At 45.3% G+C, this 17,755-nt stretch carries 19 protein-coding genes and 1 pseudogene; 3 read left to right on the forward strand and 17 right to left on the reverse strand.

What is annotated here, in order from left to right; all coding sequences use genetic code 11:
- Window positions 1-640: 640 nt before the first annotated feature.
- From rpsO to J5566_RS01680, 11 genes and pseudogenes are all read right to left on the reverse strand, one after another.
- A complete protein-coding gene (gene rpsO / locus J5566_RS01630; protein ID WP_002938849.1) occupies window positions 641-910 on the reverse strand; it encodes a 30S ribosomal protein S15 in 270 nt (89 codons plus the stop codon).
- A 152-nt stretch (window positions 911-1,062) separates the two neighbouring features.
- A complete protein-coding gene (locus J5566_RS01635) occupies window positions 1,063-1,413 on the reverse strand; it encodes a hypothetical protein (RefSeq protein ID WP_208561804.1) in 351 nt (116 codons plus the stop codon).
- 77 nt (window positions 1,414-1,490) lie between these two features.
- A complete protein-coding gene (locus tag J5566_RS01640) occupies window positions 1,491-2,768 on the reverse strand; it encodes a uracil-xanthine permease family protein (protein WP_208561805.1) in 1,278 nt (425 codons plus the stop codon).
- A gap of 208 nt (window positions 2,769-2,976) precedes the next feature.
- Window positions 2,977-3,491, reverse strand: a pseudogene (locus J5566_RS10750) (hypothetical protein).
- Between the two features lie 81 nt (window positions 3,492-3,572).
- A complete protein-coding gene (locus tag J5566_RS01650; protein ID WP_208561806.1) occupies window positions 3,573-4,334 on the reverse strand; it encodes a nuclear transport factor 2 family protein in 762 nt (253 codons plus the stop codon).
- A gap of 9 nt (window positions 4,335-4,343) precedes the next feature.
- Complete coding sequence (locus tag J5566_RS01655; RefSeq protein ID WP_208561807.1) at window positions 4,344-5,858, reverse strand: ABC transporter permease/substrate-binding protein; 1,515 nt, start codon at window positions 5,856-5,858, stop codon at window positions 4,344-4,346.
- On the reverse strand, window positions 5,858-6,589 hold the full coding sequence (locus tag J5566_RS01660; RefSeq protein WP_208561808.1) for an ATP-binding cassette domain-containing protein: 732 nt from the start codon (window positions 6,587-6,589) through the stop codon (window positions 5,858-5,860). Before J5566_RS01660 ends, J5566_RS01655 begins: the two co-directional genes overlap by 1 nt.
- Window positions 6,582-7,031, reverse strand: coding sequence for a MarR family winged helix-turn-helix transcriptional regulator (locus J5566_RS01665; protein ID WP_125265936.1), 450 nt, complete (start codon window positions 7,029-7,031; stop codon window positions 6,582-6,584). Before J5566_RS01665 ends, J5566_RS01660 begins: the two co-directional genes overlap by 8 nt.
- Complete coding sequence (locus J5566_RS01670) at window positions 7,006-7,995, reverse strand: zinc-binding dehydrogenase (RefSeq protein WP_208561809.1); 990 nt, start codon at window positions 7,993-7,995, stop codon at window positions 7,006-7,008. The genes J5566_RS01665 and J5566_RS01670 overlap by 26 nt, the downstream gene beginning before the upstream one ends.
- Window positions 7,996-8,066: 71 nt before the next feature.
- Window positions 8,067-8,816: a protein-ADP-ribose hydrolase gene (locus tag J5566_RS01675; protein WP_208561810.1), complete on the reverse strand. Its 750-nt coding sequence runs from the start codon at window positions 8,814-8,816 to the stop codon at window positions 8,067-8,069.
- Window positions 8,804-9,628: an SIR2 family NAD-dependent protein deacylase gene (locus J5566_RS01680; RefSeq protein ID WP_208561811.1), complete on the reverse strand. Its 825-nt coding sequence runs from the start codon at window positions 9,626-9,628 to the stop codon at window positions 8,804-8,806. The genes J5566_RS01675 and J5566_RS01680 overlap by 13 nt, the downstream gene beginning before the upstream one ends.
- Window positions 9,629-9,805: 177 nt before the next feature.
- Here J5566_RS01680 and J5566_RS01685 point away from each other — a divergent pair, with 177 nt between their 5' ends.
- On the forward strand, window positions 9,806-10,141 hold the full coding sequence (locus J5566_RS01685) for a winged helix-turn-helix transcriptional regulator (RefSeq protein WP_208561812.1): 336 nt from the start codon (window positions 9,806-9,808) through the stop codon (window positions 10,139-10,141).
- A gap of 40 nt (window positions 10,142-10,181) precedes the next feature.
- On the opposite strand, the gene J5566_RS01690 is transcribed toward J5566_RS01685, so the two are convergent.
- The 3 genes from J5566_RS01690 to J5566_RS01700 form a co-directional block, all read right to left on the reverse strand.
- The gene (locus J5566_RS01690; protein WP_208561813.1) at window positions 10,182-10,946 is read right to left on the reverse strand and encodes an aspartate/glutamate racemase family protein; all 765 of its coding nucleotides are present in this window, start codon (window positions 10,944-10,946) and stop codon (window positions 10,182-10,184) included.
- Window positions 10,947-12,176: an NAD/NADP octopine/nopaline dehydrogenase family protein gene (locus tag J5566_RS01695; RefSeq protein ID WP_208561814.1), complete on the reverse strand. Its 1,230-nt coding sequence runs from the start codon at window positions 12,174-12,176 to the stop codon at window positions 10,947-10,949.
- Between the two features lie 116 nt (window positions 12,177-12,292).
- The gene (locus J5566_RS01700; RefSeq protein WP_208561815.1) at window positions 12,293-13,600 is read right to left on the reverse strand and encodes a nucleobase:cation symporter-2 family protein; all 1,308 of its coding nucleotides are present in this window, start codon (window positions 13,598-13,600) and stop codon (window positions 12,293-12,295) included.
- A 210-nt stretch (window positions 13,601-13,810) separates the two neighbouring features.
- Here J5566_RS01700 and J5566_RS01705 point away from each other — a divergent pair, with 210 nt between their 5' ends.
- A complete protein-coding gene (locus J5566_RS01705) occupies window positions 13,811-14,392 on the forward strand; it encodes a xanthine phosphoribosyltransferase (RefSeq protein ID WP_208561816.1) in 582 nt (193 codons plus the stop codon).
- Between the two features lie 41 nt (window positions 14,393-14,433).
- Here J5566_RS01705 and J5566_RS01710 read toward each other — a convergent pair whose 3' ends face one another.
- Genes J5566_RS01710 through J5566_RS01725 form a run of 3 tightly spaced genes read right to left on the reverse strand, consistent with a single transcriptional unit; the run spans window position 14,434 to window position 16,979 of the window.
- Window positions 14,434-15,162 carry a pseudouridine synthase gene (locus J5566_RS01710; RefSeq protein WP_208561817.1) on the reverse strand — a complete coding sequence of 243 codons (729 nt, stop codon included), beginning with the start codon at window positions 15,160-15,162 and terminating at the stop codon, window positions 14,434-14,436.
- Window positions 15,153-15,779 (reverse strand): GNAT family N-acetyltransferase, encoded by a 627-nt coding sequence (locus J5566_RS01715; RefSeq protein ID WP_244228929.1) that lies wholly within the window; start codon window positions 15,777-15,779, stop codon window positions 15,153-15,155. Before J5566_RS01715 ends, J5566_RS01710 begins: the two co-directional genes overlap by 10 nt.
- Window positions 15,780-15,815: 36 nt before the next feature.
- Entirely contained in the window at window positions 15,816-16,979 is a 1,164-nt protein-coding gene (locus J5566_RS01725; protein ID WP_208561818.1) for an MFS transporter, read from the reverse strand.
- Window positions 16,980-17,108: 129 nt separating this feature from the next.
- Here J5566_RS01725 and def point away from each other — a divergent pair, with 129 nt between their 5' ends.
- Window positions 17,109-17,723 carry a peptide deformylase gene (gene def / locus J5566_RS01730; protein WP_208561819.1) on the forward strand — a complete coding sequence of 205 codons (615 nt, stop codon included), beginning with the start codon at window positions 17,109-17,111 and terminating at the stop codon, window positions 17,721-17,723.
- Window positions 17,724-17,755: the final 32 nt, after the last annotated feature.

Genomic DNA, 17,755 nt, shown 5'->3' on the forward strand with positions numbered 1-17,755 from the left:
ATCCCAAGACTGTGTTGACACGAACTACGTTCGCTTCATCTCCAACCTCCAACAGTCTATCCCCAGACTGTTGGAGCGAGCTAAAATCCTATTAAAAAAGATAGATTGCCTTGCAACAAGTCGCTGTGACAATCTCCTTTTCGCTTTTGAGTTTCAAGGCTCAAACCTTTTACAGTCCACTGGACTGTGAAACTCATACGGATTTTTTGCGTTCTCGTATCTTGAGCAGTCGAACACAGCTTAAAAACTTGGAAAAAAGAGAAAACGGAAAAACAAAAAAAGCCTGAAAAACAGGCTCTTTCTGAATTGAACTCGAACGAAAATCCTATTAAAAAAGATAGATCGCCTTGCAACAAGTCGCTGTAACAATCTCCTATTCGCTTTTGAGTTTAAAGGCTCAAACTTTTCACAGTTTATTGGACTGTGAAACTAATACAGATTTTTTGCGTTCTCGTATCTTGAGCAGTCGAACACAGCCTAAAAACTCGGAAAAAGAGAAACAAAAAAAGCCTGATAAACAGGCTCTTGCTGAATTGAACTTCGGCTAGAAGCTGTGCGAAATAGATAAATTTTCTGACAAGTAAACTTGTTGCAAAAATTTCCTAATTTCGCTGTGCTTCTCACGCCTCCGTATCTTATATTAACGACGGAGTCCGAGTGAGTGAATCAATTCACGGTAACGGTTTACGTCTGTGCGGCGTAGGTATGCCAACAAGTTACGACGGCGACCGATTTTTTTCATCAAACCACGGTAAGTTGCGTGGTCTTTTTTGTGTTGTTTGATGTGGTCGTTAAGGTGGTTGATTTCCCAAGTAAGTACTGCTACTTGTACTTCAACTGAACCTGTGTCGCCTTCATGACGAGCATATTGTGCCATGATTTCATTTTTTTTCTCTTTTGAGATTGCCATGATATGTTCTCCTTTGTATTTGAGCCTAATCCGAGTGACAGGTTGGCGACCCGTAACCAAGAAAAAGCTAGATGTGTCCTTTTGGACCTTAACCATTCTATCAAGGAATGGCTCTTTTGTCAACTAATTTGAGAAATAGCAGAGTAGCTCTGCTAGTTTTCCAAAAGACCTGCTTGTACCCTTGTGATAAGGGCTTTTTTCCAGTCCTCCACCGCATCCAGATGCAGGGCAAAATCAAAGTCCTTGAGGTTGACTTGGACCTGTAAGCTGCCTTGCTGATAATGGGCCATAAAAATAATCTGATCTAACCCTTGACCCAGATACCAGTATACTCCATCTACAGTTGGGTTATCTATCACATCTGCCTGTAGAAGTGCCGCCACTTTCTCCAGACTAGCTTTGCTAGTGTCAAAAATCCTTCCATATTCATGTTCTGCCGTCAAGTCAGTCTCATACCAAATGTGAAGGGTGTTGCTGTAAACTTCTTTAGCTAATTCTTTCATGTTTGCTCCTTTTCACCCCTACTATATCATAATTCACCAAAAAGCCAGCTAGAGCTGACTTTCTGCTATTTTTAAACTTACTCAGCCTTTTCTGCTTTTGGCAAGATAAGATTGAGAACGATGCCGACAATGGCTGAGAGGGCTGTTCCTGAGAGTGTGATAGCACCAATGTTGAGTACTGCGCCACCAAGTCCCAATACCAGCATAGAACTTGCAATAATCAGGTTGCGGACTTGACCGAAATCAACACGGCTCTCAATCAAAACTTTCAAACCGTTTGAGGCGATAACACCGTAGAGCAAGACAGACATGCCTCCAAGTACGGCACTTGGAATAGTTGAGATAAGGGCTGTAAATTTACCCAAGAATGAGAAGGCAATGGCAATCAGGGCTGCGTTGCGGATAACGGACACTGATGCGATACGGGTCATACCGATAACCCCTGTATTTTCACCATAAGTCGTGTTAGCAGGTCCACCGATAAAGGCAGATACGGCAGTCGCCACACCGTCACCAATCAAGGTACGGCTGAGACCTGGATCTTTCAAGAACTGGCGGCCACAGATTTGGCTGAGAACCGTGTGGTCTCCGATATGTTCTGCGATGGTCACCACTGCGATTGGCAAGATGGCAATCATTTCTGGACCAAAGTAGAAATTGTAGGATTTGAAAGTACCTGTTTCAAATGGTAGGTAGAAACCTGGCAATTCAAACCAAGCTGCTTCCAGAACAGGTGTAAAGTCAACTAGTCCGAGGAAGATGGCAATCACGTAACCACCGACAATGGCAATCAAGAAGGGAACAATCTTGGCGAAGCCTTTCCCTTTGGTATTGACAAAAGCAGCAATCAAGAAGGTTGCGATCGCCACTACGACGTTTTTCCAGTCGCCGTCTGCGACAAAGCCTGCTGAAGTCACAGCAGAGTTGGCGAGACCCAGACCGATAACGATAATCATAGGTCCGATAACAACTGGTGGCAAGAGACTGTCAATCCACTTAGTGCCGATAACTTTAACAAGTGCAGCAATCAGCACATAAATCAAACCAACGAAGAGAATGCCTGTCTGAGCTGCCGACACATCACCGCCCATTTCCTTGATGGCAAGGGCCATAGCTGAGATGTAGGCAAAGGATGAACCCAAGTAAACCGGCACCTTGAACTGGGTTGCTACTTGGTAAATCAAGGTTCCGACACCTGATGCAAAGAGAGCCACGGAAACTGGCATACCGAGAATCAGTGGCACCAAGATTGTCGCTCCGAACATAGCGAACACGTGCTGGAAACTCAACAAAATCCCTTGCAAGGGTGCTGGTTTCTCATGGACATCAAACAAAAGATTGGCTTTTGTACTCATAAATCTCCCATTCTGGGCACACAAAAAGACCCAGACTTTCTAAATATACATAGTCATAGGCCCTTAATTGATTTTCCTCTTGTCTTTCTCACCTCACGGGATGAGTTTAAAAACCTACGCTTTTGGTATTGTAACATAAGCACTTACTTTTGGCAAGGAATTTTCGAGACTTTTTAGCGTTGCTCGGGAAAATAGCAGAGCAGTAAACTTAGCTATCACCTGCATCTCTTATCCGTTTCTTAATCTTCTGACTAAACTCAATCATCCTCCGCTTTTCTTCTGGCCAGATCTTGGTCACACGGTCCACGGCAATAATAAACACAATGACCACCGCATAGTCTTTGGCACTATCAATCACACCTAGGTTTTCCAAAATAGTCAAGAGCAGGTAAAAGCTGAACAAGATGGTCCGTTTGGGCAGAGCCATCAGGAATTCAACTCCAGCCTTGTAGCCCAGATAAATCTGCCGATTGAGCCCTCTGGCTTTTTCCAAACGACGATTGAGAAAGGCACGAATGCGGCTATAAAACCAATCGGATGTAAAAACAAGGACTGAATGGCGATGGCGATTAGAGATAAATTGTTAGCATGTTTCTCCGTCATACCAGACACTCTGGCAAAAATGTAAGTCCAATCCCCATTATCAATCCACATCCAAATTGAAAGATAAACAACAGCACCTGCCACTACAATCAAGGGAAGGGCACGAAGGTATTTAAGCATGAATAACTACTCCACTATCTTTTTTTCTATTATCAACCGAGAAAATAAACAAGTCAAGAAAAAAGAAGGAGACATCCCCTCTTAAAACTTCCCTAGATTGGTCAAGTCTTTTTTGTCTGGCATGACTTCCTTGTTGTCCCAGTGCTCAACAATCTTACCATCTTTGAGGCGGTAGATGTCAAAGTGGGCGTAGTCCTGACCTGCAATCCAGACCTTAGAATAAGCCACCACATAGTCACCCTGTCCCATCACCTTGAAGACAAAGTCGTAGTTGACTTGATTGTCGACAAGATAGTCCTTATAGGCCGCACCGCCTTGGGCAATCTCTTGGTTGTGCTGAATAAGATCAGCTGCCACATAATCGTCAAACTTCTCGATTTCCCCATTTTGAAGGACATCAACCAAGAAACGACGGACGATTTTCTTGTTATCCTCGGTCTTGCCTAGGTCCGTCAGCTCAAAGCCTGCGTAAATCGGGTCTGTTTGGCCAATGGTTTTTGGATAGGCATCGATGACATCCCAATGCTCGACGATACGGCCATTTTCATCTGAACGGAAGATGTCCGCCGTCACCCACTCAGCCTCACCTTCATTGAGTTTCTGGTGGACATGGACGAAGACAAAATTTCCGTCTTCAATGGCACGAACAATATTTATTTCCCGCTTGGGATTGCGTTTGAAAAAATCCTCAAAGAAAGCCGCAAAGCCCTCTTTCTCATCAGGTACACCTGTACTATGCTGGGTGTAAGTAGCACCCATGTAGTGCTCATGGACTTCCTTGATTTCCCCGTCGCGAATGCCACGGAGGTAGAGATTTTTAGCATTTTCTAGTTGATGTGACATGATTTTCTCCTATTTTAGTAAATTTTCCTGCTCCAAGTATTCCCTCGCCACTTGCTCTGCCGACTTGCCTTCCACATCGACCGCATAGTTCATCTGAGTCATTTCCTCGGTCGATATTTTGTCCGCCAACACCCCTAGGACTTGCTCCAACTCGGGATATTTCTCTAAGGTTTCTTTGGACAATAGCGGAGCGGCCTGGTAGGGTGGGAAGAGCTGTTTGTCGTCTTCTAGGATTTTCAGCTTGTAAGTGACCACCTTGCTATCTGTCGAGAAGGCTTCGACAATTTGCACATCTCCGTTTTTAATGGCTTCATAGCGAAGAGCAGGCTCCATGGTTTTGACATTGAGGTTTAGTCCATAAAGATTGGTCAATCCGACATTACCATCCTCACGGTCGTTAAACTCTAATGAGAAACCTGCAACAGCTGTCTGCTGCACTTTTGCCAAATCCGAAATCTTTTCAATTCCATTTTTTTGAGCATAATCTTCCGTTACCGCCAAGGCATAGGTATTCTGGAAAGCCATTGGTGGTAAATACAACAGACCATCCTGCTCCAAAATCGCTTCCTTGGCGTAAGTGTAAACCTCCTCAGGGTTATTGGACAGATTAGACGGCGGATTGGTCAAAAGGGTGGTCGTAATGGTACCAGAGTACTCTGGATAAATATTAATCGAGCCTGATTTGAGGGCTTCATAGAGGAAGCTGGTCTTGCCAAAGTTTGGCTCCAGCTCCACCTCGATATCCGTCTGGTCTTCAATCAAGAGTTTATACATATTGATGAGAATTTCAGGCTCTGCCCCTAGTTTCCCAGCGATGACTAGCTTTTTCGATGACGATTGATTGAACGGCACATAGCTGGCTCCGACAGCCAAGAGAGTCACCAAGAGAGCCACTAAAATGGTACGAGGCTTCTTGTCCTGCAAGAACTTGATGACCGAGCCAAAGAGGACTGCCAAAACTGCCGACGACACCGCCCCAATCAAAATCAGGGCCGAGTCATTGCGGTCAATTCCAAGAAGGATAAAGGAGCCCAAACCACCTGCACCGACCAAGGCAGCAAGCGTTGCCGTTCCAATAATCATAATGGACGCCGTCCGAATGCCAGACATGAGAATGGGCATGGCCAGAGCCAACTGAAACTTACGCAGTTTTTCCAGCTTGGTCATTCCAAAGGCTGTCGCAGCCTCTTCCAGAGAGGGATCGATTTCCGAAAGTCCGGTCAACGTCCCCTGCAAAATGGGGAAAATGGCATAAATGACCAGAGCCACCACCGCAGGCAGCGTTCCGATACCCATAAAGGGAATGAAAAGTCCCAGCAGTGCCAAGGAGGGAATAGTCTGAAATACCCCTGTCACCTGCAAGCTCCACTCGGTCAGCTTTTTCTTGTTGGACAAGACCAAGCCCAGTGGCACCGCAATAGCAATGGCGATAATTAAGGCCAGAAGTGAAATCCGCAGGTGCTCAAAGAGGGCTGTCAGCCAGTCAGCCTTGCGTTCGATAAAAGTTGCAATCAACTGATCCATTAGGCACCTCCCCTATTTTTCATAAATTCGATGACAAAGTCGTTGGCCGGTTGGTTACGAAGTTCATCAGGCGTACCCAATTGAACCACTTCTCCTGCCCTCATCAAGCAGATACGGTCTGCCAGCTTAACCGCTTCATCCATATCATGCGTGACGAAAACCGTTGTCATCTTGAATTCCTCATGCAAGTCCTTGATCAAGTCCTGCAACTGCCCTTTACTAATAGGGTCTAGGGCTGAGAAAGGCTCATCCATCAGCAAGACCTTGGGATTGGCAATGATCGCTCGCAGAATCCCAATCCGCTGTTTTTCTCCACCAGACAAGTCCTTGGGTAGACGCCCCAGATAACTATCTGGATCCAGACCTACCTTGGTCAAGAGTTGTCTGGATTTTTTCAAGGTTTCTTCCTTGTTCAAGCCCTTCATCTCAGGAATAAGAGCGACATTTTCAGCCACTGTCATATTTGGAAATAAAGCAATCTGTTGTAGGACGTAGCCAGTTTCCAAGCGTAACTCACGCAGGTCAAAGTCTTTCAGCCGCTTGCCCTGAATCCGAATATCTCCGTCTGTCTGCTCAATCAGGCGGTTGATCAACTTCAGCGTGGTTGTTTTTCCGCTACCGCTTGGTCCAATCAAAACAAAGAATTCTCCCTCTTGAATGTCAAAAGTCAAGTTCTTCAAGATTGGTCCGTTGACCTGATAGGTCAAGGACACATTTTGGTACTCAATCATCATTTTCTCCTCCTAAAATTTCCGTCAAGGCCTGCCCATAGCGACCAAAGAGGTCTAGTAACTGCTCCTGTTCTTCCAAGCTGAACTGGGACAGGGCTGTTTTTTCCGCCTCTTCCAAGGGGTCCAAAATCCGACTGGCATAGACACGGCCAACCTCGGTCAACTTGACCTTCTTATGCCGTTTGTCTGCTGGATTTTCCTCAAAAAAGACATAGCCCTTATCAAGAAATTTCTTGATAGTAGCATTGACCACCTGCTTACTAGAGTATGTCTTCTTACTGACCAAATTCTGTGTCACACCTCCGGGATAATAATAAAGCCACATAAGGATCGATAGGCACTTGCCGTTTAGCCCCTGTCGCCTTGCATAACCCTCGTAGAGCCCGACCTGCTGGTCAAAGATACGGGCCAAGTCCTTACTCCGCTGTCTCAATTCTGTCATCGTCTTCCTCCCTATTGAGTACAATCACCTTGCCAAAAGCCTCCGCCCCCTCTAAATAGCGGTGAGCCTCCTGTATGGTATCCAAACTAAAAATCTTCTCAGGACCAACTGGCACCTGATAACGAGCTAGGTAGTCAAACATCTCCTGCAACTTGTCCTGATTGACATTGCCCGAATAAAACGTAGTCAAATAGACATTCTGCCGCAACTGCTCAATGGGGTCAAAGTCCTCCAGATACCATTTGCCACCTAGCTGACCAGTCGAGCAGATGATACCACCCTCCTCCAGATGAGCCAGGGAATCCGCTAGAGTAGCAGGACCAACCAGCTCAAGAATCTTGCTGAAGGTCAAATCCGTCTGCAAACGCCCCTCTTTTTCAAGTATGACTTGGCTGAAACCAGAGGCAAGCAGCTGATCTGTCTTTTCTAGCTTGCGGACAGAAGCGTAGATAGGCAGGTCTGGAAACTGGCTCCGCACTAATTTGACAAAGGCCTGTCCAACCCCGCTAGCCCCCGCACGCACCAAGATCCGATCTGACGCTTCCAGCTTGAGATTTTTCATGGAACCGTAGGCAGTGTAGTAGGTTTCAGGGACACTAGCTAGCTCCGCCCAACCCAAATCAGTCTGGACAGGGTAGAGGATTTGATTGGGCACCAGGGCGTACTCTGCATAGCCACCGTCAAAGGCTCGACCCAGCTCGCCCATGATAGATACAACCTTTTGCCCGACTGGTAACCTGTCTGGCTCTGTCGTTTCCTCGACCACTCCCACCAATTCAATCCCCAAAATCCGTGGAAAGACCACGCTTGGTGACAGACCCTGTCTAGTAAAAATCTCCGAATGATTGATACCAAAGCCTTTGATTTTTACCAAGGACCAACCTGTTTTCACCTGCGGTTTGGCAATTTCTTTTACTTCCAAAACCTCTGGCCCACCAGCTTTTGAAACCACAACAGCCTTCATAGGAACTTCCTTTCATTAGTCAAACTTTTTTACTATTATAACAGAAAAAGAAGGATAGTCAATATTTTTGACTATCTACTTCCTAGCAATTCTTGATAAATTTCCCTATCCTCATCTTTGAAGACATTGAAAATGACCTGTAATTGCGGGTGGTCGTGAACAAACGCTCTCACAGTTTTGATTGCAATCTCCGCAGCAAGCTTTTGCGGAAAACGAAACTCACCCGTACTAATGCAACAAAAGGCGATGCTGGTCAGCCCATTTGCCACAGCCACTTCCAAGCTTTTTTGATAAGAAGAAGCGAGCAAGGCTTCATCTTGAGAACGGACCTCCTCCTGAATAATCGGCCCAACTGTGTGTATGACATAGTTGGCTGGCAGATTGTAAGCATGCGTTATTTTTGCTTGGCCTGTTGCTTCCAAGTGCCTCTGAGCCTTCATGAGTTGGTAGCAAGCCAACCGCAGCTGAAGCCCAGCCTGCGAATGAATCGCATTATCAATACAACGATGATGAGGTACAAAGCACCCCAAGAGCTGACTGTTGGCCGCGTTGACAATCGCATCAACTTTTAGGCTAGTAATGTCGCCCTGCCAGAGATAAATCTGCGGCTCCACTTCCTGTAAGTCGGAAAGGCCTGTCACCCTTTTCTGAGCTAAAGTTTCCTGTAAATAGTCATCTTGCAGGCTCCAAAACTCCGCCGGTATGACCTTGGGCTCCCAAAGGTTCATCAAGGCTCGCAAGACCCATTCCTGCTCTTCCTGAGTCTGAGGCAGGTCCAGGTCAGGTGCAAGATAGCTAATCAATTTTTCTAGTCTTTCCATGCACTGATAACCTCCTGCATATCTTGGTTAATGGTAATAATGCCCTCACGTTCTAGGTCTTCCAGATTGAGTCGAATCAGACTAGCAGCTGGCAGAGCCTCATTTAAACGTTCAAAGGGGAATTTGATAATAGTTGGCGTGTTGAAGCCCACACCCAGTTCCAAAAAGACAATGTTCTTGTCAGCATTGCCCTGCAAAAAATCCAGATAAGCCTTTTCTTGCCTATGCCAATCAGCATCTTCGACAAAACGATGGTCAATTCTCAAGCGGCTCATCATGTCTGCCCCACACTTAGGACATTTGGGGATATCGTCAGTTCTAACCTCCAAACCCTGACGGTTGGCAAGCAGGATTTCCAAGGCTGTTTGGTTATTATAAACGCCATCATGACAAGGCACCGAGCATTGAAACTCACCGTAATTTCCCTGAACTTCAAAGAGTTTTTCTTTGTCAAATCCCGCCTTTTCAAACTGACTATCTACGTTGGTGGTAATAACAAAATAATTCTTATCTCCCACTACTTCATACAAATCCTGATAGAGTGGCAAGCTGTCTGTCTGATAGCGATTGAGGTAGAGGTGCTGGCTCCAGTAGCCCCACTTCTTCTCCTCAGTCGCAAAGGGATAAAATCCAGCGGAATACATATCTGTCAGCCCATAGGCCTTGATAAATGGTGCAAAATGTTCCTCAAAACGTTGGCCTGAGTAGGTCAAGCCCGCAGCACTGGACAGCCCAGCACCCGCTCCAATCACAATCGCATCCGCTTCTGCAAGCAATTTCTTAGCTTGGGTCATTTTTCTATCTTCTATCATAGTAGCCCTCTTTCTCTATTATTTTCTTGCATTTTTTCAGCTCTGCCCTTATACTAACACTAACAGTATCTTTTTGAAAGTATGCACCTTAAAGTATGGTAGTTACCTCAAGGTAAGAAATGTACATTTTCAACTACTAACCGACTTATATTTTTTGAAAAATTTTTGGAGAAAGCTATGACCAGTAAAAAATTACCATTAGACTTGCCAGCTTGCCCTATTGAAACAACCTTGCTACTGATTAGTAGCAAGTGGAACATTCTCATCCTACGCGATCTGATGGAGGGCACCAAACGCTTTAGCGAGTTACAACGTTCCATTGGCTCCATTAGCCAGAAGGTCCTGACCAGCAACCTGCGAGACCTTGAAGCAAAAGGCATTGTGAAACGCAAGGTTTTTCCAGAAGTCCCGCCCCGCGTAGAATATTCTCTGACAGAACTGGGGCACTCTTTGAAACCCATCCTTGATTCTATGTGGGACTGGGGAGAATGGTACAAAACACAACAAGCATAATAAACAAGAACTCCGACTAGATGCTCTAATCGGAGTTCTCTTACATATACCCATAAAATTCCCTGCGGACCACTGCCGAATGTACCCAGTTAATCAAGGTGGTGAAATCGAAGACTGGTAGGCCTGTTGCTCGATGAAGGGCTGCTGCGTAGGGAGGAAGATCGCTACATTCCAGCAAAATCGCCCCAATTTCTGGATGATTGGCACCTAGTTCCTGCACAACTGCGATCAGGTCTGCCTTCAAGCGACCATTGTCCAGATAGGGCTTGTTGTAGCGGATAGGAGCAAAACTCTCCAAGCTACCAATTTCCTTGACAATACAGTCTTCAATGGAGGCATTGGCCTTAGCGAAAAAGTCGGCATTGGCCCCTTCTCCGTCTGCTACCAGAACCGCAATCTTCTGGTCTGGCTTGAGCCCTATTTTAATCAAGGGAATCTGAAGAACGCTGGACAGATAGACAGGAACCGCAACCGCATCCCGCACCTGCTCCTGAAAATGATTGAAATAGCCACAGGCACCGACAATAGCCCGCACACCCTTTTTCTCCAGCTTCTTAGCCGCCTCAATGACCATATCCAACAATTTCTCCTCACCATTGAAGAGGTCTTCTATTTCCAAAACAATGTCCTCATAGACGACCGGGAAGGAGAAGGTGGTCGCATTGGCAACATTGCCCGGCAACTTGACATAGTTAAAATCAATGGTAATAATTCCAATGGAAAAACCTGCCACAGAAGCATCCTGTACCTGATAAAACTGGTCCAGCTGCCCTGCATTCTCAATACCGGCTCTGAAATGTGTCATTTATACCTCCCGCTCTCGAAAGAGTCCTGTTTCCAAGTAAGCCAAGGTCTCTTCCTTACTCAAATGGGCCAAATCCAAGTCTTCCAAGGTCAAGCCTTCTTCGAAAAATTTACGACCTGTCATGACGGAGCCCAAGACAATCATACTATCAATAACCGGCGTGGCCACCCCGTATTTCTTACCTAATTCATGATATATGTGGCAACCAACAGGAACATCCTCTGTCACGTAGCGGTCCTGAATGGTAAAGGGGCCTGTCCCATATGCCATCGGAAACTGCTGGTCAAAGGGAACAATGCAGTCATCTCCCATATACTCTGGACCCAAAATACTGGTCCGCGACAAAAAGTTCTCCTTGGGATAACGGAGCAAATCAACACCAATTGCCTCTGCCAGTTGCACTTGCTCCAGATAAAAGGCGTATTGCACTTCCGCCACGGATTCACTATAAGCGTGTGAATAGATTGAGTACTGGAGCGGATCATTGCCACCGAAAATTCGACCAAAATTCTCCATCACACTAGCTCCCAAAATCGTACCAGGACAATGCAGGACTGGATTGACATTACTAAAACCAACATCTAAGACCGTCTGTCCGCCTGTCACACCGTCCCCTTCCGTAATAGCATCAAAGGCTCCAATCGCCCGTGAACTTTCTAGGAAGATGTCTTGGTCGGTCAAGGGCAGAGCTGCACCCCGAAGCGTAATGGCCCGATATTTTAACTCGATTTTTGGCGTCATGACCCCGCCCTCCCTGACAATCCGAGCTCCGTAAGGGGCACTGGTCCAGCCACCGACAATAACCTGCTTCTGACACCCCAACTCTCTCATCTTCTTACGAAGTTTCAAACTGCCAAAATTATCCGGAATGATATGAACAATCATTCCATCTTCCAACACAGGTACCAAGGCTTCAAAAAATTGGTCATGGGCAATGGACGGCACCGCCACAATGACGATCTTAGCTCCCGCAACAGCTTCTTCAATACGGTCTGTCACCAGGTCAAAAAAGGCACGGCCGCTACGTTCAAAACCATAGAGACTATTTTGTCCACCTGTGAGGGTAATCCCTGTTTTTTCTATATTCTTTAGTGTATCTTTTGCAAATTTTGGCAATTCAAATAAATGCACCCGATTCCCAGCCAATTTAGAATCCGCTCCAACCGCTTTTCCAACCGCACCCGCTCCCAGAATTGCTATCGGTGCTTGTTTCCATTCTTCTACTGACATAAATTCCTCCAAAAGTCGTTTCTTCCTAGTATAACAAAACCACACTCACTCGGCCAATAGCAATAAATTATGACTATCTATAAGAATAGGCTATCACGAGGATAGCCTATTTCATCTTATTTTTCTTTCAAAACAACATTAAGTAAGAGAGCTGCCAAGGTTCCTGTTGAAATACCAGATGAGAAGACCATTTGAAGAGCTGATGGCAGATGACTCAATAATTCTGGACGAACGGTCACTCCAATCCCCAGCGCAAAGGCAATAGAGATTATCAGGAGCTCACGGTCCCCAATTTTAATCGTTGCAAGAGTCTTAATCCCTTGAGCAGCAACCAAACCGAACATGATAATTCCAACACCACCAAGAACAGGTTGGGGCATGATGGAAATCAAGGCAGATAATTTTGGAAAGACACCAAGTAGGGTCAAGATAATACCGGCTAGAATCATAACATGACGACTAGCAACTTTTGTTAAAGTAATGAGGCCAACGTTTTGTGAGAAGGCTGTATTTGGACCCGCACCAAAAACACCAGCAATCAAGGAACCAACACCATCGGCTAGAACACCATTTGCTGCCCGCTCAGAAGAAATCTTTTGATTTGAGGCTTCTCCAATGGCCATCATAATCCCTACCGTACCAATCAAGGATACAACATAAGCAGGAATAAAGGCTAGAATAGAAGATAGGTCAAACTTAACACCGTAATGGAAAATTTTAGGAAGAGCAAACCAGGCTGCCTCTCCAACCGCAGCCATATCCACCTTACCAAGTAAGATACAGAGGACATAACCAAAAACCATCCCAAAGAAGACAGAGGCTGTTTTTAGCATGCCTTTACCATAATGATTTAAGGCCAAAGTAAAGACCAAGACGATAAAGGCAATGCTGATATTTTCAACAGAAGCATAGTCTGTTGCGCCAACTCCACCAGCTGCCCAGTCCATACTGACTGGCATGAGGGTAATACCAATGAGGGATACAACAGTTCCTGTAATCAAAGGCGGAAAGAAGCGCATCAAGGGTTTGACAAAACGACTGAGAGCAATCTCTACAAATGAACCAGCAATGGTTGCACCTACGATACCAGCAATTCCCAACTGACTACCAACGCTGATAGCTGGATTGGCAAAGGTAAAGTCCGTCCCCATCATACCAGAGACACGCGAACCTACTGGGCCTATACCTTTCGATTGTAAAATGGTAGCAATACCGGCAACAAAGATTGAGGCTGATACCATAATTGAAGTATCTTCGACTGACAATCCTAAGGCACTTGCAACGACTAGAGGCACTGCGATGATCCCTGCAAAAGCGGCTAAAATATGCTGAAATGCAAGCAAAACAGCCATCCCTTTTGGTGGTTGTTGATCAATTCCGTAAAGCATCTCCGAAGAATGTTCATTTGTTGTTTTCTGAGACATGATTTCTCCTTTGTGTTCAATTCTTATCCCCAGTTTAACAAAAAGAAAACTCTAAATCAATACAATCCAGAAAAAAAACTAACGAATGTTCGTTTTTTGTTACAAATCTATGGATTTTAATATCATTTTATAAATATACTATTCTTTTTCCGATAATTCATGATTTTTATGCTATACTGATAATAAGAAAATTCTGGAGGAAAATTTTAAATGAAAGCATTGGAAGAACGCATTCGCAAGGATGGAAATGTAATTGAGCCATCCATATTAAAAGTGGATTCCTTTCTGACCCATCAGGTTGATTTCGGCTTAATGAAGGAAATGGGTCAAGTCTTGGCAGATGCCTATCGCTCCAAGGACATTACAAAGGTCGTCACCATTGAAGCTTCAGGTATTGCTCCAGCTGTTTATGTTGCTGAAAGTTTAGAAGTTCCGATGATTTTTGCCAAAAAGCATAAAAATATCACCATGACAGAAGGGATTTTGACTGCTGAAGTCTATTCATTTACCAAGCAAGTCACCAGCACGGTCTCCATCGCTAGCAAGTTTTTGTCATCTGAGGACCGTGTTCTAATCGTTGATGACTTTTTGGCCAATGGACAAGCAGCAAAAGGCTTGATTGACATTATCCAACGGGCCGGGGCGCAAGTGGCTGGGGTCGGTATCATCATCGAAAAATCCTTCCAAGATGGCCGCCAGCTCTTGCTTGATGCTGGTGTACCTGTTACTTCTCTCGCTCGTATTGAAAAATTCCAAGATGGACAGGTTGTTTTCGCACCTGCTGATATTTAAAAGGACTTGCTTCCAATCGGGAGCAAGTCTCTTCTATTTATCTATAATTCCACACCAAAGACTTCTAATTGCTTTAATTCGGTAGCAGTCAACCTGCGGTATTCTCCAAGAGCGAGCGCTGGATCTAACTCAAGTGGCCCCATGGTCAATCGTTGCAAGTCTGTCACCGTCTTGCCACAGGCCTGCACCATGCGTTTGACCTGGTGAAATTTCCCTTCTCGGATAGTGATGTCAACGAGTGAGGTCTGTTTGTCTTCATCCATCTCCAAGATGGTCAACTGGGCTGGTTGACAGGTAAAGTCTTTCAGCTCAATTCCTGCCGCAAATCGCTCCACATCCTCTTGGGTCATGATCCCGTCAACCTGTGCACGGTAGCGTTTATCAACATGTTTTTTCGGAGAAAGCATGGCATGGGCCAGCTGACCGTTGTTGGTCAAGAGCAAGAGACCGTGGGTATCAATATCCAAGCGTCCAACTGGAAAAATTTCCTTATGGCGAGCTGTATCATCTAGCAGGTCCAAGACAGTCCGATGACGGTCATCCTCGGTGGCTGATATGACACCCTTGGGTTTATTCAACAGATAGTAAACAAAGGTCTCATGGCTCAAAACCTGACCTGCTACAGCAATCTGGTCTTGTTTTTCGTTAATTTGCTGTTTGGGTGAGGTTTCTACTTGGCCGTTGACTGTGACTTGCTTGTTTTTCAGGAGTTTCTTAACTTCTGTCCGACTGCCAACACCGCAATCCACTAAAAATTTATCTAATCGCATACGACTTTCTTTTCCATTTTGATATATTCCGCTTGCTTTTCTCTTTCTGTAAATCCAAGAGTTCGAAAAAGGGGTTGAGCTACTGGATCAGAAGAAGCAACTGTCAGTTTGATACTAGCTGGCTGAATATGCCCTACTAAATAGTCTTCAATAGCCTGATAGAAAGCTCTGCCATTTCCCTGACCCATCAAAGAAGGTTTCATCCCCAAACGAATGTCAACTGTCTCGTCATCTTGGTCCATACAGAAATAGCCCATGAGGGCGGCATTGCGGATGACTGCAAAAAAGCGGTCCCCACGCGCCTCTGGTGAAATCATCTCAGCATAAGTCTCGGGGTTTTCACTAATCGTATAGGCATCCAAAGGTGGTTGATAGCGCCATTGGTTAGCAATTTCCAATGCCAGATCCTGGGGCAGAGGCATGATGTAAAAATAATCCATCTTCCGAAAATTTTTAGACAAGTTTTTAATCCTGCGTTTTTGGGTGGCGTAATTATCTGTCTGATAGACATAATCCACATAGCCCAACTGATAGGAGGGAATCATGTCCTTAAAAATCAACTGAACATCCTCGGGAAAACGTAGTATTAATTCATTTAAGCGGTTGTTTTCTAACATAAGAATATTATACCAAAAGGGAGCGGAGATCCGCTCCTACTTCTTCAGTTGTTTATAAATCAAGCCTGAGCTGATCAAGGCACAGCCAATAGCGTATATCCCAAAGGCTCCTGTTGGGGTAGGATTGAGCCTTTCCAGATAAGTCGGCAAGATAGCAGATGTCGCACCGCCGATATTGCAGCCCATGAGGACAATGGTCATAACAGCATTGAGCAAGGCCTTGGGTGCACGGTCTGTTACCTGACTAAAGACAATGGTTAGAATGATGCTGTAGAAAAATCCTGACACCATACCACCGAGCCCCAGCATCCAGAGATTATCCGCAAAGGCAATGCCGACAACCGCGAGTCCAAAGACCACGTAGGAAACTGCCAAAAGCCAGCCCTTCAACCGACCAACTAAGCTACTAAAGAGGGTCCCTGCCACAATCCCCATGACCTGCATGAGACTGAGAATGAGACTGGCTTGCTGAGCAGTACCGATGCCCTTGGCTAAAACAATCTGAGGAATACGAATGGTCAGAAAGGTATTGACGTTGATAACAAAGAAGGCTAAGAATGCCAGATAAATTCCCATCTTCCACATGGTCTTGTCCAGTTTAACCTTGGGCGCGTTCGCCTCAACTTTTACCTCCATACGAGCAAGTAATTCTTCCTTGGGCACAAAGAGGACAAAAAGAACCAAGATAACCAAGGCAAAAAGATAGACCAAGAAGGCAGGCTGCCAACCAAATTGGGTCAACCAACCAACAAGGAGAGTCAGCCCTGCGCTTCCCACTACCTCTGCTGAACCACGCAAGCCCATCATTTTGACCCGTTCCTGACCGGTGAAAAAATTACCGATGATATTAATAGCACGCGCATTGATCAAGCCAATCCCTAAACCAAGCAAGATACGAGCCAGCAAAATCAGAGGATAGGCAGTTAGAAACACCGGTAAAGCACCTCCAATTGCCATTAACAAGAGCCCTGCAATGATAATGTTGCGTTCCGATAAGAAACGGACAACCAAACCATTCATCAAGAGGGCTACCATAATGGCAAATGACGTCACCGTAATTAAGTTTTCTACCTGACCAGCCGCTATTCCTTCCTGAGCAAAATGCTCAATCATCTGCGGAATGGCTGGCGAGACAGCAAATGTCGAGACCAGCATGGTGGATAAGGCCAGCAAACTGGCTTTTTCTAAAATTCTTTTCATTTTTCTCCCTTTCAACGTTCGTCTTTTACTAGTATAGCAGATTTGAGACAGAATAGATAGGTGACTGAGACTTTTATTCTCCTAGATTTCATGCTATACTTAATCTATCGATACCCAAAGGAGAGAATCATGTCTGTTATTGAACGATTGACAAAAGCTGCCCATTTGATTGACATGGATGACATCATCCGTGAAGGGCACCCAACCCTACGCCAAGTCGCTGAAGAAGTTGTATTTCCCCTATCTGATCAGGAAATTATTTTAGGCGAAAAAATGATGCAATTCCTCAAACATTCGCAGGATCCAGTCATGGCTGAGAAAATGAAACTCCGTGGCGGAGTTGGTCTAGCAGCGCCTCAGATTGATGTTTCCAAACGCATCATTGCTGTCTTAGTCCCAAATCCAGAAGATGAGGAAGGCAATCCACCTGCCCAAGCCTACTCCCTCCAAGAGGTCATGTACAACCCTAAAATCGTGGCACATTCTGTCCAAGAAGCTGCTATGGAAGGGGGCGAGGGATGTCTATCCGTTGACCGCGAAGTCCAAGGTTACGTAGTCCGACACGCGCGCGTGACTGTTGATTATATGGACAAAAACGGAGAAAAACACCGTACCAAACTCAAAGGCTTTAATGCCATCGTGGTCCAACACGAAATCGACCACCTCAACGGTGTCATGTTCTACGACCGCATCGACCCAGAACACCCATTTGCCGTTAAAGAAGGCATGTTGGTGATTGAATAAGAAGGAATTATAATAGAGGAAGAATAGGATAA

Source organism: Streptococcus suis, from assembly GCF_017601095.1.
In the GTDB taxonomy this organism is placed as follows: domain Bacteria; phylum Bacillota; class Bacilli; order Lactobacillales; family Streptococcaceae; genus Streptococcus; species Streptococcus suis_Z.

What these genes read in the sequence shown, in the direction of transcription:
- rpsO (WP_002938849.1), bottom strand. Translation starts at nt 910, where the DNA reads ATGGCAATCTCAAAAGAGAAAAAAAATGAAATCATGGCACAATATGCT.
- J5566_RS01635 (WP_208561804.1), bottom strand. Translation starts at nt 1,413, where the DNA reads ATGAAAGAATTAGCTAAAGAAGTTTACAGCAACACCCTTCACATTTGG.
- J5566_RS01640 (WP_208561805.1), bottom strand. Translation starts at nt 2,768, where the DNA reads ATGAGTACAAAAGCCAATCTTTTGTTTGATGTCCATGAGAAACCAGCA.
- J5566_RS01650 (WP_208561806.1), bottom strand. Translation starts at nt 4,334, where the DNA reads ATGTCACATCAACTAGAAAATGCTAAAAATCTCTACCTCCGTGGCATT.
- J5566_RS01655 (WP_208561807.1), bottom strand. Translation starts at nt 5,858, where the DNA reads ATGGATCAGTTGATTGCAACTTTTATCGAACGCAAGGCTGACTGGCTG.
- J5566_RS01660 (WP_208561808.1), bottom strand. Translation starts at nt 6,589, where the DNA reads ATGATTGAGTACCAAAATGTGTCCTTGACCTATCAGGTCAACGGACCA.
- J5566_RS01665 (WP_125265936.1), bottom strand. Translation starts at nt 7,031, where the DNA reads ATGACAGAATTGAGACAGCGGAGTAAGGACTTGGCCCGTATCTTTGAC.
- J5566_RS01670 (WP_208561809.1), bottom strand. Translation starts at nt 7,995, where the DNA reads ATGAAGGCTGTTGTGGTTTCAAAAGCTGGTGGGCCAGAGGTTTTGGAA.
- J5566_RS01675 (WP_208561810.1), bottom strand. Translation starts at nt 8,816, where the DNA reads ATGGAAAGACTAGAAAAATTGATTAGCTATCTTGCACCTGACCTGGAC.
- J5566_RS01680 (WP_208561811.1), bottom strand. Translation starts at nt 9,628, where the DNA reads ATGATAGAAGATAGAAAAATGACCCAAGCTAAGAAATTGCTTGCAGAA.
- J5566_RS01685 (WP_208561812.1), top strand. Translation starts at nt 9,806, where the DNA reads ATGACCAGTAAAAAATTACCATTAGACTTGCCAGCTTGCCCTATTGAA.
- J5566_RS01690 (WP_208561813.1), bottom strand. Translation starts at nt 10,946, where the DNA reads ATGACACATTTCAGAGCCGGTATTGAGAATGCAGGGCAGCTGGACCAG.
- J5566_RS01695 (WP_208561814.1), bottom strand. Translation starts at nt 12,176, where the DNA reads ATGTCAGTAGAAGAATGGAAACAAGCACCGATAGCAATTCTGGGAGCG.
- J5566_RS01700 (WP_208561815.1), bottom strand. Translation starts at nt 13,600, where the DNA reads ATGTCTCAGAAAACAACAAATGAACATTCTTCGGAGATGCTTTACGGA.
- J5566_RS01705 (WP_208561816.1), top strand. Translation starts at nt 13,811, where the DNA reads ATGAAAGCATTGGAAGAACGCATTCGCAAGGATGGAAATGTAATTGAG.
- J5566_RS01710 (WP_208561817.1), bottom strand. Translation starts at nt 15,162, where the DNA reads ATGCGATTAGATAAATTTTTAGTGGATTGCGGTGTTGGCAGTCGGACA.
- J5566_RS01715 (WP_244228929.1), bottom strand. Translation starts at nt 15,779, where the DNA reads ATGTTAGAAAACAACCGCTTAAATGAATTAATACTACGTTTTCCCGAG.
- J5566_RS01725 (WP_208561818.1), bottom strand. Translation starts at nt 16,979, where the DNA reads ATGAAAAGAATTTTAGAAAAAGCCAGTTTGCTGGCCTTATCCACCATG.
- def (WP_208561819.1), top strand. Translation starts at nt 17,109, where the DNA reads ATGTCTGTTATTGAACGATTGACAAAAGCTGCCCATTTGATTGACATG.